Raw genomic sequence first — 15,727 nt, 5'->3', positions numbered from 1 at the left:
TGGCTCACAATGAACATCCTCTCCTACGGACACAACATCCGTACAAGTTGGGTGTCCACTAAACGAGGGTAACCTCACACCCTCGGTCACCTCCTTGGTTTAGGCACGACCTCAAGGCCCAGTTCAGAGCTGTATCGGACCAGGAACCTCCCGATCTCGGCCTCTCCCTTCTCATCGAGGCGAAGTGCCAACTGCCCCTTGAGAAGGAAGTGCTCCTGCCACTCCGGTGGTGTTTCTTCCTCCAGCTGGGTGACGACCGCGTCGAAGTCCTCGTCCCAGCGCGTCATCCGGGTCGGGAGCCGAACCGTGCTCATGGCTAGATCCCAGGCCTGCTGAAATTCGGGCGTGACTCCGCTCAGAATCTCCACGGGGTGCTCAGCGCTCCCCGCGGTCAGGGGTCGGTAGCCATAGTCAGTGCTCATCACTGGAATGACCTCGACGGTCGGCTCGCTGTCACGGACCTGTGCAGCACCCCGTTCCTCATCTCCCAGTGACTGCGCCGCAGCATTAAGGCCACGGAAGAGCGATTCAAGCTCCTTCGCATCGAAGGCAGATGGAACCCGGTATGTTGCGGACCGCGCGTGCGCTCGCGCCTCCCGGCTTCGGCTCTCACGTTCCGCCTCTGCCCAGAGCTCAGCCCACTCCTGCGGGACCGCGTGGTCATTCCCGTACACCGCCTCCACCAAGGGGGCGGTATCGTCCGGCCGGCGGAATCTTTCCGGCAGGTGCAGCAGGGTGGCGAGGAGGATTTTGGGGTCGTAAATCGCCTGGGCTCCCTTATCGAGCTCCGGCACGCCGTCGCGGTCCACAACACCGCGAATAAATACCTGCGGCTTCCGCAGCGCCGTCGGCCTGTCCGACGTTGGCCGATGGTGGCGATGAATGCGCCCGATACGCTGAATCACCAGGTCCATGGGAGCCAGGTCGGTGATCAGAACGTCGGCGTCGATGTCCAAGGACTGCTCCGCGACTTGGGTTGCGACCACGATCTTCCGCGCAGGCCTCCCGGCTCCCCGGCGCGCCGCAGGCCCAAGCTCCTCGCGCAAACGGTCCTCGCGTTGCGAGCGCTCCCAGGCCATGAAGCCCGCGTGGTGCAGCTCGACCTCATCCGGATAGACCGCGGCAAGCTCCTGATAGGCCTGCTGCGCACGCGCAATCGTGTTGCAAATAACCAGCGCACAACCACCTTCGGCGAGTAGCTGATCAAGCAGCGCCTGCAGCTCGGTGAGCTCGTCCCCGATGACCTGCACGCTTGCGTCGAGATTCCTCGGCGACGGTTCCGGTTCCCAGACCTCGTCCTTCTCCTCCGTGACCACCGTGATCCGCGGATATGCGGAGGATTCGACCCTCAGCGGCTCGCCGCTATACGCCTCCGCGAGCTCCTCGCGCTGACGGGTCGGCAGCGTCGCGGTCATGACGATCACGCTCGCCCCGTAGTAGGCGAGCCACGCGAGGGTGGTCTTGAGATAGTCGGAGGTATAGGCGTCGTAAGAGTGAACCTCGTCGAAGATAATGACCTTCCCCGCAAGCGCGAGGTGTCGGAGCATGGAGTAACGCTGCACCAGCGCCAGCATGAGGACCTGATCGACGGTGCCGACGACGATATTGGAGAGCAGTCCGCGCCGTCTTCCGCTCATCCACTGGCTGGCAATGACTTTCCCAGCAGCGCCGCCTGCCTCATCTTCCGCAATGTTTTTGTACTTCAACGCCCGGTATGGTTCCGCGAGCTGGTTCTTCGAGTGCGCCAGATACAAGGACGCCACCGTGTCGCCGGTCGTCCCCTGCGCCCAGTTAATGGTCCGATCGAGCAGCCCGTTGGCGGTCGCCATCGTCGGCGCGGCGAAGTAGACGCCCTGGACGCCATTCTCGGCCCCGAGTTGATGGGCCGCAGCGAGTGCGGCTTCGGTTTTACCCACCCCGGTTTCTGCCTCCAGGATGTACAGCGCTGGCCCCTCGGTAGCTCGTGCAGCCTCGACCATGGTGCGCTGCACGCTGCGGGCGCAGAATTCTTCTGGCCACGAGAAGGACCGCCGGAAGAACTCATCGATATTCGCAGCCGGCTCGGTTGGGTCCCACGGTGGGGTGATGTCAGTTTTCGCCATACCGTTCTCCAGGCGCTCTCGCATGGGCTGGAGGGCAAGTGGGAAGGCGTCGACGTTGGAGGCAATCCAGTCCGCGAAGACGACGATGCCGGTGAGCAGCTGCAGCTCCGGAGCTCGAGGTGTGGACATCTTGCTCAGAACCGGTTTAATCTCCGTTAACTCAGCGAACCCGTCCAGGAGTTCCTTGTGGATCTCCCGCCAGGACTGCGGGTAGTCCTTCAGGGCGTCCTCAATATCCCGACGGAGTTTCTCATCTGCCGGAATTCCATGGTGAGCACCAACGATGGAGCGCAAGCGTCTACGCATAGTGCTGGACGCCGAGGTCTCCGACTCAAGCCATTCGCCCAGCATCGCAGTGGAGGCCACACTGTGCGGCACCGCCTGTAAATTGGTCTCTCGATGCCCAGTGTCGAGCGGCAGTCCGGCGTCCGCGACAGCGTTAAGCAGGTAGTCATATCCAGGCTTTTTCTCCAGCAACCGCTGGAAATTGACACTGGCCTTCCCGGAATCATGCAATCCAGCCAGCCACGTCACGAGGCGACGCAGCTCCCCCACATCGATCCCCAGCTCCTCACTCAGGCCGCTCTTTGTGGAATCCGCGACCCAGATATCGAAAACCTCTCCAGCGGCCGCGGCGACGTCCACCAGGTGTTGCGGCAGATTGAGATACTCCCCCTCTTCCCCAGACTTCGCCCACAATGCCGCGAGCTGAGGACTCACTCCACGCAACCACGCATCAAGCCTGTTGATAAAAGCATCGCGCGTGTTGGAAGCGTTCGATTCACGAGTGTTCGAGCTCTCAACGCCATGTCTGGGGAAAGTCATACAATCCTCACTACTTCCGGTGGTGAACATAACCATAGCTACTTCACAGATCGAAAGCAAGCTTCTCGAACCCCTTTCTAACAATCCCCAATGTCCCAGTTATCTTTAAAAGTTACGCCCGTAACCTTCCTGGGGCGTACTCTTGAGCACGCTCCCCGCAGCACTAGCTCCGGCGGGGATGAGCCTTGGGATATTGGCGAATGCGCCACTTCCCCGCGCTAGCGGGGATCCCCAAGGCTTCTTTTCTTTTCGGCCCACCCAACCGCAAAACCTCACCACACCCACCCTTCGATTTCGCATAACGCGCGTTACACCATAATGTGAGACAGCGCACGCTTTCACGCTTTTTAGCAAGCTAGCGTTCAGGAAGAGCTGGTGAAACACCCAGAAACATCGTATTCTTCCCAGAAACGGCGTGATCCGCGCCACACCCCGCCCCGATCGAGCAGGCCTCGCCGGGGCCCGCACTTTTCGCTCGGGAGATCCCCGCACCGGAAACAGACCCAAGGAGGAACATTGACACCCAATCAAGTCGGCCTAGCGCTCGTGCTGCTAGGCGTGATGGTCTTGCTGGGCAAGACCATGCGCATCAAGTGGGGTTGGACCCAAAAGCTGTTCCTCCCTGCCTCCATCCTTGCGGGCTTCCTGGCTCTCTTCCTCGGACCTGAGGTCTTCGGCTCCATCGCTTCGGCGCTGGGCACGGACCGTTTCGCCGAGGGCGGCATCTTCGGCGCTGAGACCCTCGCCGTGTGGAAGACCCTCCCTGGCCTGCTGATTTCCGTGGTCTTCGGTACCCTCTTCCTCGGCCAGAAGCTGCCGAAGCCGAAGGAGGTCGTCGAGCTCGCCGGCCCGCAGCTTTCCGTGGGTGTGGCCTTCGCCTCCGGCCAGTACGTCGTGGGTATCGCGCTGGTGACCTTCCTGCTCGCCCCGCTGTTCGGCATCAACGAGGCCGCCGGCGCGCTCATCGAGATCGGCTTCGAGGGTGGTCACGGCACCGCGGCCGGTATGCAGTCCGTCTTCGAGGACATCGACTGGTCTGACGGCTACGACCTCGCCGTCGCCGTCGCCACCGTTGGTCTGCTCTCCGGCATCGTGATCGGCGTGGCCGTCATCAACTGGGCCATCCGCAGCGGCCGCACCGAGGTGATCACCGAGGTCAAGGACCGTTCCATCGAAGACCAGCGCGGTCTGTTCCGTCGCGACGAGCAGTACATGGCTGCAAAGATGACGACGCGCCCGTCCTCCATCGAACCGCTCTCCCTCCACGTTGCTTTCCTCGCTGTGGCAATCGGCGTGGGTGTGATCCTGTTGAAGGCCCTGCAGTGGATCGAGGAGATGCTGTGGATCGACAAGATCGAGCTGCTGAGCTACGTCCCACTGTTCCCGATGGCCATGATCGGCGGCATCTTCGTCCAGCTCGGCCTCAACATCCTGGGCTACGAGGACCTCATCGACCAGAACATGATGCTGCGCATCCAGGGCCTGGCTCTGGACCTCCTGATCACCGCCGCCCTGGCGACGATCTCCCTGCAGGCCATCGCCGATAACTTCTGGTCCTTCCTGATCCTGTGTGTCGGCGGCATCCTGCTGAACGTCTTCCTGCTGCTGTGGCTGGTGCCGCGCTCGATCCCGGAGTACTGGCTCGAGCGTGGTGTTGGTGACTTCGGCCAGTCCATGGGTGTCACCGCAACCGGCCTGATCCTCATGCGCATCGTCGACCCGGAGGCGGAGTCCCCAGCCTTCGAGTCCTTCGGATACAAGCAGCTTGTCTTCGAGCCCTTCTTCGGCGGCGGCATCATCACTGCCGTGTCCATCCCGTTCATCATGGCGGTCGGACCACTCCCAGTCTTGGGTGTCATGACGGCACTGTTCATCTTCGCCATCGCCACCGGCCTGTTCTACTGGGGCCGCAAGTTCGGCATCGACCGATCTAAGGCCGCTGGTGGTACCAAGGCCTTGGGCAACCACAAGGCAAACATGGAGGCCAAGCAGGCCGCCGCCGCTGCCCAGCAGCACAAGAACTAAGCCACCACAGTTCGCCAATAACTCAAGCCGGGTGCTCGGCGCGGAAACCCCGCGCAGCACCCGGCTTTTGCGTTGCCCCCTCCAGGCCCCGCCCCGGCCCTGCTCGTCCTGCTCTGCTTGCCCTATGTGGCCAGCCCCAGCTCTGCTCCTCCCCGTAGGCCACCGGCCCCGGCACAGCTTGAGCTACGCGAGCCACCACCCCCGGCTCCGCTTGCCCCAAGTGGGCCACCGGCCCCCTGCACAGCGTGAGGCACCTACCCCCTAGGCGGCCCCGTCTAGTTGTCGTTCTGTGCCTTCTTCTCCTTCATCGGCTTCTTCGCATCCAGAGGCACGAACACGGTGAACAGCACAATCACCAGCGAGAAGACCGCGCCCACCAGGAAGGCCAGGTTCAGGCCGGAGGCCAGGCCACCGACCTCGTCACCTGGGGTACTATTCATCGCACGCTGGGTACCGAAAGTCATGATCGCGATGAAGATCGCGGTGCCGCCGGCAGCAGCCACCTGCTGGAAGGTATTGAGGATCGCCTGCCCGTGGGAGGCCAGGGCGTCCGGCACCGCGGCCAGGGCGTTACTCATCAGCGGGGTCATCAGCAACGCGATACCGATGTGCAGCACCACCGCGACCCCCGTCAGCGCCCAGAAAGAGGAGTCCCGGCCCAACACCACCAGGCCCAGCATCGCGGCGCTCATCAGGATGGATCCCGGGATGGTCAACACGCGCGTACCCCGGGCGTCGTAGACCCGGCCCACGAACGGCCCCATCACGCCCATCGCCAAACCACCGGGCAGGATCGCCAGGCCCGACTGACTCTCCGAGAGCCCCATCACCTGCTGGGCGAACATCGGCATCAGGATGATGAAGCCGAAAAGCATGCTGAACGTGAGCAACATCAGAGCCAAAGAAAGCCGGTAGTTCCGCTCCCCCAGCGGGGCCAGGTCCAGCAGTGGCTCGCGCACTCGCTTGCCCGCACCCTGCTCTTCCGCAGCGGCCGACTTCCCGGCGCGGGCCTCGCGGGCCAAGGCCCGTTGACGTCCGAAAAAGACGGCGAGAACCACAATGCCACCGACCATCACCGCAACGCGGGCCACCGGAATCCCATCGGCCAGGTCAGACAGACCAGCCATGCCGTACAGCGTGGCGGCGAAACCCACCGCAGAGAGGAACACCGAGGGCACGTCCAGGTACGGGCGAGTCGGCTCCTCGAAGTTACGAACCAGCAGCAGGCCCACCACCAGGGCTAGCACCACCAGCGGCAGCATCAGGATGAAGATCCAACGCCAGCCCAAAGAGTGCAGCACCAAACCAGAAAATGTCGGGCCCAGCGCCGGGGCCACCGCGATGACCACAGAGACCAGGCCGAAGACCCCGCCGCGACGCTCCAGTGGAACCAGCCGCATGATCGTCGTCATGAGCAGCGGAATCACCAGCGCGGTGCCGGAAGCCTGAATGATGCGGGCGACCAGCAGCACCGGGAAGACCGGCGCCACAACGGCGAGCACCGTGCCCGCGAGGAAGAGCAGCATCGCCGCGGCGTAGACCTGCCGCAGACTAAAACGCTGCATGATGTAGCCGGTCATCGGGATCACCACGGCCATCGTCAGCATGAAGCTGGTGACCAGCCACTGCGCGACATCCGCAGTGATCTCGAAGTAGCCCATCAGCACCGGCAACGCGACCGACAAGGTGGTCTCGTTGAGGATGACCACGAAGGCCGCGGCGACGAGCACGCCGATCAGGAGCTTCGCGTTGGGTGCGGGTGTGTCGGCGGTGTGTGTGCCGCTGTTTTCGGCGCCGGTGCTAATGGCTTTCTCCTAGTTATTCGAGTTCTTTATTTTTCTCCATGTCAGCGCGAATCTCCGCGAGTCGGGAGCTGGCCTTGACGTCGCGGCCAGCTTCCGCGATCTCGGTCATGCGGTCCTGAACCGAGCCCTCGACGAGCTCCTGGGCGCCCAACGCATTCGCGTAACGGGATTCGATCTTATCCCTGACCTTGTCCAGGGTCGGGACGGCCTCATCCGGGGCGAGGGCGGCGTCGTTCATGGAGGCCATCGACTTATTCGCGGTCTCCTGCATCTTCGCCTGATCGGCCTGCGCGCGCAGCTGGTTGATCTGGTTCAGCTGGTCCTGCAGGCGGGTTTCGGACTCCTGCTGCTGACGCTGTGCTTCCTCCGCGCTCCGGGACGCCGCCGCGTGCAGCTCCTTGGTCTCTTCCAGCTGCTGCTCAACGGTGACGAGGTTGGAGGCGAAGAGTTCCGCGGTCTGATTCAGTTCCGTCGCGCGGTTAGCGTCGCCCTCGGACTGGGCCTGGTCGGCCTGCTGGAGTGCGACGCGGGTCTTTTCCTGCAGCTCGGCCGCGTCCTTCTGGAGGCGGTTGAGCTTCATCTCCAGCTGGTTACGGTTACCGATGACGCTGGCTGCGTGCTCGGTGATCTTCGCGTGCTGCTCGCGGGCGGCCTCTTCGGCCTGACGGATCTGCACCTTGGGGTCTGCGTTCTCCTCGATCTTCGTGTCGAAGGAGGCCATCAGGTACTTCCAGCCCTTGGAAAATGGATTAGCCATGAGTATCGCTCCTCTAGTAGGTCGTGCGCCCCAGAGTAGACACGAATGGCTCACCGTGACCGCGCGGCGGCCAAGAAAAGACCCGCGTGGTAGCGCGGGCCTTAGTGCGGACAGGCGGAGGTTTAGCCCTCCTGCTGAGCCTCAGCCTGCTTCATCTGCTCCTCGACCTGCTTGCGGACCTCGTCCATGTCCAGCTTCTCGGCCTGGGAGATGAGGTCGTTGAGGGCCTCCTTCGGCAGCATGCCGGCCTCGCGGGCCAGCAGGACGCCGTCGCGGAACATCATGATCGTCGGGATGGACTGGATCTGCAGGGCTGCGGCGAGCTCCTGGTTAGCCTCGGTGTCCACCTTGCCGAAGGTGACCTCCGGGTGCTCCTCGGAGGTGGCCTCGAAGATCGGGCCGAAGCGCTTGCATGGGCCGCACCACTCTGCCCAGAAGTCCAGCAGGACGATGCCTTCCTTGCCGACGGTCTCCTGGAAGTTCTCGCCAGTGATTTCCTTCGTAGCCATGATCTTTCCTTTCGCTGAATGCGTTGTATTTTCCGCCCGGGGTGTCCGCCCGGCGCGGCGAGTATTCATCGTTTCTTTCTGTCCGGTGCAACGTCGGGTGCAGTTTGCTTTATTCCACGGTCGGCGCACGAAACATGAGTTACTTTGTTTTTTATGAGCATCCCGAACGCATCTTTCGCTGAAGCAGCACCATCTGCCACCTATAAGGCCTGGAAGAAGCTGGCTAAGAAGCCGGCCGGCAACCGCCTGTTCTCCGTATTCGCTGCCTTCAAGGCCCCGTACTTCCTCACCGTGCTGCCGTATGTCAAGGATCTGCGCCCGGGTTACTGCCAGGTCACCGCGCCGAAGTGGTGGCTGGTCCAGAACCACATCGGCACCTTCCACGCCATTGCCGCCTGCAACCTCGCTGAGGTCGCGATGGGCATGCTCGCCGAGGCCTCCGTGCCGAGCACCCACCGCTGGCTGCCGATGGGCATGGAAGCGAAGTACCTGAAGAAGACCACCGGCCGGCTGACCGCCACCGCGACCGCCGAACTGCCGGACTTCTCCACCATCACCCGTGAGACCGGCGGCCAGGAAGTCCCGGTGAAGATCCACTTCGAGGACTCCGCCGGCGTGGAGTCCACCTACGCGGAGATCAAGATCTGGGTCACCGCCAAGAAGTAGGCGCGACCCACCGCCGGGCGAACCTCCCCCCAAACAGCGGGCCTAGCCCTCAGTCCACCCCAGCCCCTGAGACACCCCGCTACCCCCGGAAGGCGAACCAGCGGCCACCCACCCGGTGCAGCTCGACGTCCATGTCGTACAGCTCCCCGAGCTTCTCGGCAGTCAGCGCCTCGTCCACCGGCCCGCTGGAGAGGATGCGCCCGTCCTTCATCAGCAGCACGTCCGTCGTGGACGCCGCGATCTCCTCCACGTGGTGCGTGATCAGCACCGTCGCCACCTCGGGTCGGGCCTCACGCAGCCGGTCCACGACGTGCAGTAGGGTTTCCCGACCCGGCAGGTCCAGGCCCGTCGAGGGCTCGTCCAGTAGCAGCAGCTCCGGCTCCGTCACCAGGGCGCGGGCGATCAGGGTGCGCGCCCGCTCCCCCTGGCTCATCTGCGGCCACCGCCGATCGGTGCGGCTGCCCATCCCCACCAGGTCCAGCAGCTGGGTGGTGCGCTGCTTCACTTCCTCGGTGTAGTCGAAGCGCTGCACGTAGCCATTCGACCCAGACGCCCCGGAGAGCACCGCCTCGTAGGCCGTGATGTCCCCCAGATTCTTCCGCGGGTCCACGTGCCCGATGCGTTTGCGCAGTTCCAGGGTGTTAACTTTCCCCATCTGCTCGCCGAGGATCTCGACGGTCCCGGTGGTGGGGAAGGACTGCGCCCCCATGAGTTTGAGCATGGTCGTCTTCCCCGCGCCGTTGGGCCCGAGGATCGACCAGTGCGTGCCCGCGGGGACCGTCAGGTCAATCCCGGAGATGAGGTCCTTCCCATTGCGGGTCACGGCCACCCCCGAGATGGCGATCGCCGCCGGCCGCTCCCCCGTTGCTGCAGTGTTCGCGTCGCTGTGATCCATGCCTCATAACCCTACGCCGTCGACCAGACACGCCCGCAGACCCCCGTCCCCTTATCCGTTTCGACTGCCCGTTTCTGTTGCCGGGGCGTGGTGTTTTCTTTCTTATGACGACGTCAGGGCGAAACCCAGCCCCCAGGCCGCGCAGGCCGCCCCGAGCATGCCCACGGCCACCAGTGCCGCCACGCCGTAGCGGCGGGCCGCCGGGCGCGGCGACGCGGCAGGATCGGCGACCTCAGGGGGTGCGAGAAGGTCGGTGACCAGCCCAACAGCCACGGTGGAGAAGGTGGTGAAGCCGCCCAGGAAGCCGGTGCCCAGCACCAGCACCGCCGTAGCCCCACTCACCGAGAGCGATCCCAGCGAGAGCTCGCCGAGCGCATCATGCCCCTCCCCCGCGCCGGTGGCCGCGCCCATGAGTAGGCCGAGCAGGAGGCTGCCGAGGGTGTTGATCACCGTCAGGCTCGCCAGCGCGGGGATGTGGCGCTTGAGCCAAGTGTCCATGCCCCAGCGAGTGAGCGCACCGAGCCCACCGGCAATGGCCATGAGAATCACCGCGCCTGCGCTATAGCCAGCCATCACGCGCCACCCCCGAGGTCGCTCTGGTCCGGCTGCCCGCCGGGGCGCTGGCCCGCGCCCTGCTCGACGGACCGGGAAGTCACACTCCCGGGCTGGCTGGCGGCGCGGCCGGCATCGCTGCCGGCCGCAGCCGCGCACACGCCCAGCACGATCGTGGCCGCGAAGTAGCCGAGGACGGCAACGGCGCCGACGTCGTCGTTAATAAAAGCGACCGCACCCGCGAGGGCAGAGTAACTGGTGAACGCCCCGCAGAAACCGGTACCAAGCAGGAGTTTCTCCCGCCCCGCGAGGAACAAGACCCGCCGCGGGTGAGAGCCCGACCCCGCGGCCGCACCAGCATCCTGAAAGAACGCGCTCACAAACCCCAGCAGCCCTGCGCCGAGCACATTCGCGGCCAACAACCCCCACTGCCCGGCCAGGCCACCCCCGCCGGTGCTGAGCGCATCGGTGAGCAACCAGCGGGCCAGGGTGCCGAGCAGGCCGCCGGTGAACACGAGCAGAGCGCCAATCACGCTGTTCAGCGTACCGGCGCCCACGAAATGCGAAAACTCGCCCCACAGCCAGCGGCAGCGGCTCACTGCGCTGCAGTCAATCGCCGTGCCGGTCGAAGGCACGGGCCGGGGTGCGTGACGCGTCAACTACATGGAAATATGTTTAAATAAGGGCATCATGACCAGGAAAAATTCACAGCTGACGCCCCAGGACGACGCCACAACCCAGGCAGCCCCGGGAGCGAAGCACAATGCGAAGGACGGTACGGCACAGCCCGAGACCCAGCAGGCAGTCCCGAACCCAGCACAGGACGTGCGCTGGCTGACCGACGAGGAACAGCAGGTCTGGCGCCAATGGCTAGACCTGGGCGCCCGAATCACCAACGCGCTCAGTCGCGAACTGCAGCTCGACAGCACCATTTCGCTGGCCGACTACGAGGTGTTGGTCTACCTGTCGGAATCGCCGGATCACCGGCAGCGCGTCGTGGCGCTCGCCGAGGCCATCAAGTGGGAGCGCTCGCGCCTGTCCCACCAGATCACCCGCATGGCCAAGCGCGGGCTCGTCCGCCGCGAATCCTGCGATAAGGACGGCCGCGGCGCCTTCGTGATCCTCGAGGAGCAGGGGCTGGAGGCCATCACCGCCGCCGCACCGGGGCACGTCGAAGCCGTGCGCCACATGATGTTCGACGGGCTGAGCGCAGAGCAGCTCGCCGCCTTCCGGGACGTGCTCGCCCACATCGAGCCGCAGGTCGCGGACCAGGAGGAGCGCATCGCCGCAGCCCTGGCCGCCAAGCGCGGGCGCGGCAAGGCGCAGCACTAAGAACTAAGAAGAACTAGCCCGCGCGGTACTCGGAGAACTTCGAGTACTGCAGCTGGTGGGCCACCACCACGGTGCCGATCGGGCCACCACGGTGCTTCGCGAGGATGATGTCCGCCTCGCCGGCGCGCTCGTGATCGCGGTTCGCACTATCCGGGCGGTTGATCAGCATGACCATGTCCGCATCCTGCTCCAGGGAACCGGACTCACGCAGGTCGGAGATGCGCGGCAGGGCGTCGTCGCCACGGCTCTCCACACCACGGTTCAGCTGGGAGATCGCCACGACCGGGACGTCCACCTCCTTGGCCAGCAGCTTCAGCTGGCGGGAGAACTCGGAGACCTCCTGCTGGCGGGACTCGACCTTTTTACCCGAGCTCATGAGCTGCAGGTAATCCACCACGATCAGCCCGATATCGTGCTGTTGCTTCAGGCGGCGGGCCTTCGCGCGGATCTCCATCATCGTGAGATTCGGGGAATCATCGATGAAGATCGGGGACTTATCGATCTCCCCGATGCGGCGGGTCAGCCGCTCCCAGTCGTCCTCCTCCATCTTGCCGCCGCGCATCGCGGAGAGGTGCACCTCCGCCTCGGCGGAGAGGATGCGCATCATGACCTCGGACTTACTCATCTCCAGGCTGAAGAGCACGGAGGCCTTGTTCTGGCGGATGGAGGCGGAGCGCATGAAGTCCAGCGCCAGGGTGGACTTACCCACACCAGGGCGGGCCGCGACGATGATCATCTGCCCACCGTGCAGGCCGTTGGTGAGGTCGTCCAGGTCTTGGAAGCCTGTGGCAATACCCTTGGCGGTGCCGCCCTGAGACTCGAGCTCGTCGATCTCGTCCAGGGTGGGGTCCAGCAGGCGCTCGAAGACCTCGTAATCCTCGCTGGTCGCGGAGTTCGTCAGCGCGAACATCTCCTGCTGGGCGTTGTCCACCACGGACTCCACCTCCGCACCCTCGATGCCGGAGTAGCCCAGCTGCACGATGCGGGTACCCGCGGTCACCAGCCGGCGCAGCGTGGCCTTCTCCTTGACCAGGTTGGCGTAGTAGCCCACGTTCGCACTGGTCGGGGTCTTGGACATGATGGACTGCAGGTACGGCGCGCCGCCGATCTGCTCGAGCTTGCCATCCCGGTCCAGGCGCCCGGCGACGATGACCGGGTCGACCTCCTTGCCCTCGCCATAGAGGCGGACGATGACGTCGAAGATCGTCTGGTGGGCGGGACGGTAGAAGTCGTCCATGACGAGGACCTCGACGACCTCGCTGATGGCGTCCTTGTTCATCAGCATGCCGCCGAGTACGCCCTGTTCCGCCGCGACGTTCTGTGGCATCTCGCGGCCCAGGTCCTGGAATTCTTCACGACGTCCACCCGAACGCCCGGATCGGCGCTGGCCGGATCCAAAGTTATTGCGGGCGGGCGCGGCGGAGCTCCACGCACCCCCACCGCTATCCGGGTGCGGGGCGTGGTCCTCCTCCGGTGGTGGTGGCAGGAGTTCTGCGCCGTCGTCGAAAGACATTCCACCCATGTTGCTCTCCATCGTGCCTCCGCGTGCTTAATCAGGCTCGGTTATCACCCTAGCCAGCGCTGCGGACAAACCCGATTCGGCGGCCCAGAGCGTTCTCATTCTTGTTCTTCAGATGACCAACTCGGGGCCGATCCAGCATGCTGTCGGAGGAGTTATCCACAGGCTGTTGTGGATAGCTCTGTGTATGGCGTGTGGATGATGTGTGGACAAATCCACAAGCCCCAGGTCAGCTTGTGGATGAACTGTGCATGAGGCTGTTTATAACCACCAGAATGGCCTATTTGTGCAGGTAGAGAGGCTTTCCAAAAAGCTGGCGAAAAACGGACCCCCCTGTGGATAACTCCCGAAAATGCCTATAAGTGCAGCTCAATATGGCGTGTCACCCACAACTCTCACCCACCGCTAGACCCCCCGAAATTACAAGTTTTGGGACGCGCCGCGGGCAGTTATCCACATCCTTGCCCACATCGCGCAATGCCCCTGAATACACCAAGCCCCCGGCGGGATCATTCCCGGCCGGGGGCCTCGTGCTTGCTGTTGTCTATGTGTGCGTTCCGGCGTTCATCGCAGCAGCGCCGCTCGCCTGTGCGGCGGCCTGCACACCAGCCAAAACGCGGTGAAAAATGAGCCTGTCCCATCGCCATTATGCATGGGCGGTTCCAACCCGACCCCTGGGTGTCTAAGCCAGAGACATGGAAGGCCGGACCCGCCGCAAAACCGGTTGTCTAGGCCGGCGAAGGTCAGCGAGGGCTTAAGCGCACAGCGCTCAGACGGCGCGGCTTCTGCCACCCGCCTCGGCGCTGGACGCCAGGCTGCTTCTGCGATTACTTATCGGCGTCGACCACTGCGAACTCGAGGTTCGCGGTCATGCCGGAAACCAGCTTCACATCCACGGCGTACTTGCCCGTGTTCTTGATGCTGTTCTTTGGCAGCTTGATGGCGTGCTTGTCCAGCTTCGGACCGCCTGCGCGCTCAACAGCTGCGACGACGTCTGCGGTGGTCACGGAGCCGAACAGCTTGCCGCCCTGTGCGGTGCGCACCGGCACCTGAACAGCGGACAGCGCCTCGAGCTCTGCCTTGACCGCCTCTGCGTGCTCCTGGTCGCGGATAACGCGATCAGCCTTGGCACGCTGGATGTCCTTGATCTGCTTCTCTGCGCCGCGGGTCGCAACGATGGCGTAGCCGCGTGGCAGCAGGTAGTTACGTCCGTAACCAGCCTTGACTTCAACGATGTCGCCGGGGACACCGAGCTTGTCAACGGCGGTGGTGAGGATCAGCTTCATGATCCAACCCTTTCGTTGTGCATGGAGTGTTGACGTGAACAGTGATTATTGCTTCTGGCGGCCGGCCTGCCGGTCACCAGCGCTCATCAATTGGTTCAGAATGGCGGCTCTTCGTCGCCGACACCGAAATCAGTTTGAGGTGCAGAGTTCCACGGGTCATCGGCATTGGAGGCATTCTGCCCGCCGAAGCCACCCTGGTTCTGCTGGCCACCCATGCTCTGCCCAGAGCCGGAGCCCTGGTTGAATCCGCCCTGGCCGCCCTGGTTTCCACCAAAGCCGCCCTGGCCACCCTGACCGAAGTTGGAGCCGCCGCCCTGGTTTCCACCAAAGGACTGCCCGCCACCACGGGGGTTGCGCTGTACCTGCGCGGTCGCGTACTTCAGGGACGGACCGACCTCGTCGGCCTCCACTTCGAAGACGGTGCGCTTCTCACCCTCGCGGGTCTCGAAGCTCCGCTGGCGCAGCCGACCAGTGACGACCACGCGGTCGCCCTTGTTCAGCGAATTGGCCACGTTCTCCGCGGCCTGACGCCAGATGTTGCAGGTGAGGAACAGTGCCTCGCCGTCGACCCACTGGCCTGCCTGCGCGTCGTAGCGCCGCGGGGTGGATGCGACTCGGAAGCTGGCGACTGCGGCACCCGACTGGGTGTAACGCAGCTCCGGATCAGCAACAATGTTGCCGACCAGGGTAATTGGGGTATCTCCCGGTGCCATTGATAGTTCCTTTCAGCTGGGGTTATGCAGTTAAGGCCAGGTTAATCGCCTGCGCCCCGTGCTGCATGGGTGAAGCTGATTTCTTACTTGTCCTTGCGGAGCACCTTGGTGCGCAGGACGTTGTCGTTGAGGTTGAGCACGCGGTCGAGCTCGCGCACAGTGTCCGACTCGCAGGTCAGGTCGAGAACGATGTAGACGCCCTCTTCCTTCTTCTGGATCGGGTACTCAAAGCGGCGCTTGCCCCAGACATCAACCTTGTCGACCGAGCCCTTTTCCTCGCGGACAATGTTCAGGTACTTGTCCAACGATGGGGCTACGGTGCGCTCATCCTGGGAAGGATCGACGATGATCATGACTTCGTATTGACGCACGGACCTCATCACCTCCTGTGGTCTAGTGTTTCGGCCATGCTTATTTGGGCATGGCAGGAGGGTCGTTGCGTCAGCAACCTGGCCAGTGTACCCCGCTGCCTGCGGAAATGGGAAATCCGCGACCGTGGCCCCCGTTGCTCCCCGCGCTCCCCCATCCGGCCTGCCCGGGGCCGGGTTATTTATTGATCGAGGCCCAGCCCACGGCCAGGGTGACCGGGATGATCGTCATGAACACGATCGCGATGGAAAACAGCAGGATGATCACGTTTTTGGGCTTCTGTGCGTGGAAGCTGTAGAACGCGGTGCCGAAGAAGATGAATCCGATGAGGATGCTGCCCATCCCCAGGTACAAGGACATCGACATTGCCGC

General features: G+C 63.8%; 15 protein-coding genes. 3 read left to right on the top strand and 12 right to left on the bottom strand.

Going from position 1 to position 15,727, the window contains the following annotated elements:
* Positions 1 to 86: 86 nt before the first annotated feature.
* The gene (gene cas3 / locus QP997_RS07135; RefSeq protein WP_284846691.1) at positions 87 to 2,927 is read right to left on the bottom strand and encodes a CRISPR-associated helicase Cas3'; all 2,841 of its coding nucleotides are present in this window, start codon (positions 2,925 to 2,927) and stop codon (positions 87 to 89) included.
* Positions 2,928 to 3,443: 516 nt separating this feature from the next.
* Between cas3 and QP997_RS07130 the strand changes: the two genes are divergently transcribed.
* Positions 3,444 to 4,952, top strand: coding sequence for a sodium/glutamate symporter (locus QP997_RS07130; RefSeq protein WP_284846690.1), 1,509 nt, complete (start codon positions 3,444 to 3,446; stop codon positions 4,950 to 4,952).
* A 275-nt stretch (positions 4,953 to 5,227) separates the two neighbouring features.
* On the opposite strand, the gene QP997_RS07125 is transcribed toward QP997_RS07130, so the two are convergent.
* The 3 genes from QP997_RS07125 to trxA all read right to left on the bottom strand — a co-directional run bounded on the left by QP997_RS07125 (position 5,228) and on the right by trxA (position 8,023).
* Positions 5,228 to 6,682 (bottom strand): MFS transporter, encoded by a 1,455-nt coding sequence (locus QP997_RS07125; RefSeq protein ID WP_284846689.1) that lies wholly within the window; start codon positions 6,680 to 6,682, stop codon positions 5,228 to 5,230.
* A gap of 88 nt (positions 6,683 to 6,770) precedes the next feature.
* Entirely contained in the window at positions 6,771 to 7,514 is a 744-nt protein-coding gene (locus QP997_RS07120) for a PspA/IM30 family protein (protein WP_284846688.1), read from the bottom strand.
* Positions 7,515 to 7,636: 122 nt separating this feature from the next.
* The gene (gene trxA / locus QP997_RS07115; protein ID WP_070757873.1) at positions 7,637 to 8,023 is read right to left on the bottom strand and encodes a thioredoxin; all 387 of its coding nucleotides are present in this window, start codon (positions 8,021 to 8,023) and stop codon (positions 7,637 to 7,639) included.
* Between the two features lie 153 nt (positions 8,024 to 8,176).
* Here trxA and QP997_RS07110 point away from each other — a divergent pair, with 153 nt between their 5' ends.
* Entirely contained in the window at positions 8,177 to 8,689 is a 513-nt protein-coding gene (locus QP997_RS07110) for a hotdog fold domain-containing protein (RefSeq protein ID WP_041628537.1), read from the top strand.
* Between the two features lie 79 nt (positions 8,690 to 8,768).
* On the opposite strand, the gene QP997_RS07105 is transcribed toward QP997_RS07110, so the two are convergent.
* The 3 genes from QP997_RS07105 to QP997_RS07095 form a co-directional block, all read right to left on the bottom strand.
* Positions 8,769 to 9,584: an ABC transporter ATP-binding protein gene (locus tag QP997_RS07105; protein WP_284846687.1), complete on the bottom strand. Its 816-nt coding sequence runs from the start codon at positions 9,582 to 9,584 to the stop codon at positions 8,769 to 8,771.
* A gap of 102 nt (positions 9,585 to 9,686) precedes the next feature.
* Positions 9,687 to 10,157 (bottom strand): CrcB family protein, encoded by a 471-nt coding sequence (locus tag QP997_RS07100; protein WP_284846686.1) that lies wholly within the window; start codon positions 10,155 to 10,157, stop codon positions 9,687 to 9,689.
* Positions 10,157 to 10,735, bottom strand: coding sequence for a fluoride efflux transporter FluC (locus tag QP997_RS07095; protein WP_284846685.1), 579 nt, complete (start codon positions 10,733 to 10,735; stop codon positions 10,157 to 10,159). The genes QP997_RS07100 and QP997_RS07095 overlap by 1 nt, the downstream gene beginning before the upstream one ends.
* A gap of 91 nt (positions 10,736 to 10,826) precedes the next feature.
* Here QP997_RS07095 and QP997_RS07090 point away from each other — a divergent pair, with 91 nt between their 5' ends.
* The gene (locus tag QP997_RS07090; RefSeq protein ID WP_284846684.1) at positions 10,827 to 11,468 is read left to right on the top strand and encodes a MarR family winged helix-turn-helix transcriptional regulator; all 642 of its coding nucleotides are present in this window, start codon (positions 10,827 to 10,829) and stop codon (positions 11,466 to 11,468) included.
* 13 nt (positions 11,469 to 11,481) lie between these two features.
* On the opposite strand, the gene dnaB is transcribed toward QP997_RS07090, so the two are convergent.
* The 5 genes from dnaB to QP997_RS07065 form a co-directional block, all read right to left on the bottom strand.
* On the bottom strand, positions 11,482 to 13,002 hold the full coding sequence (gene dnaB, locus QP997_RS07085) for a replicative DNA helicase (RefSeq protein WP_284846683.1): 1,521 nt from the start codon (positions 13,000 to 13,002) through the stop codon (positions 11,482 to 11,484).
* Positions 13,003 to 13,814: 812 nt separating this feature from the next.
* Positions 13,815 to 14,273 carry a 50S ribosomal protein L9 gene (gene rplI / locus QP997_RS07080; RefSeq protein ID WP_070761719.1) on the bottom strand — a complete coding sequence of 153 codons (459 nt, stop codon included), beginning with the start codon at positions 14,271 to 14,273 and terminating at the stop codon, positions 13,815 to 13,817.
* Between the two features lie 95 nt (positions 14,274 to 14,368).
* Complete coding sequence (locus QP997_RS07075; protein WP_012361210.1) at positions 14,369 to 14,986, bottom strand: single-stranded DNA-binding protein; 618 nt, start codon at positions 14,984 to 14,986, stop codon at positions 14,369 to 14,371.
* An 83-nt stretch (positions 14,987 to 15,069) separates the two neighbouring features.
* Complete coding sequence (gene rpsF / locus QP997_RS07070; RefSeq protein WP_012361211.1) at positions 15,070 to 15,357, bottom strand: 30S ribosomal protein S6; 288 nt, start codon at positions 15,355 to 15,357, stop codon at positions 15,070 to 15,072.
* A 175-nt stretch (positions 15,358 to 15,532) separates the two neighbouring features.
* Positions 15,533 to 15,721, bottom strand: a complete 189-nt coding sequence (locus tag QP997_RS07065; protein ID WP_012361212.1) for a hypothetical protein — start codon at positions 15,719 to 15,721, stop codon at positions 15,533 to 15,535.
* Positions 15,722 to 15,727 lie beyond the last annotated feature (6 nt).

The sequence above is a fragment of the Corynebacterium sp. MSK039 genome (assembly GCF_030232315.1).
Classification (GTDB): Bacteria; Actinomycetota; Actinomycetes; order Mycobacteriales; family Mycobacteriaceae; genus Corynebacterium.
This window is presented reverse-complemented; position numbering and strand designations above follow the sequence as displayed.

Coding starts and splice junctions, on each gene's coding strand:
- cas3 (WP_284846691.1), bottom strand. CDS start 2,927: ATGACTTTCCCCAGACATGGCGTTGAGAGCTCGAACACTCGTGAATCG.
- QP997_RS07110 (WP_041628537.1), top strand. CDS start 8,177: ATGAGCATCCCGAACGCATCTTTCGCTGAAGCAGCACCATCTGCCACC.
- rplI (WP_070761719.1), bottom strand. CDS start 14,273: ATGAAGCTGATCCTCACCACCGCCGTTGACAAGCTCGGTGTCCCCGGC.
- QP997_RS07105 (WP_284846687.1), bottom strand. CDS start 9,584: ATGGATCACAGCGACGCGAACACTGCAGCAACGGGGGAGCGGCCGGCG.
- trxA (WP_070757873.1), bottom strand. CDS start 8,023: ATGGCTACGAAGGAAATCACTGGCGAGAACTTCCAGGAGACCGTCGGC.
- dnaB (WP_284846683.1), bottom strand. CDS start 13,002: ATGGAGAGCAACATGGGTGGAATGTCTTTCGACGACGGCGCAGAACTC.
- QP997_RS07120 (WP_284846688.1), bottom strand. CDS start 7,514: ATGGCTAATCCATTTTCCAAGGGCTGGAAGTACCTGATGGCCTCCTTC.
- QP997_RS07065 (WP_012361212.1), bottom strand. CDS start 15,721: ATGTCGATGTCCTTGTACCTGGGGATGGGCAGCATCCTCATCGGATTC.
- QP997_RS07100 (WP_284846686.1), bottom strand. CDS start 10,157: ATGGCTGGCTATAGCGCAGGCGCGGTGATTCTCATGGCCATTGCCGGT.
- QP997_RS07075 (WP_012361210.1), bottom strand. CDS start 14,986: ATGGCACCGGGAGATACCCCAATTACCCTGGTCGGCAACATTGTTGCT.
- QP997_RS07090 (WP_284846684.1), top strand. CDS start 10,827: ATGACCAGGAAAAATTCACAGCTGACGCCCCAGGACGACGCCACAACC.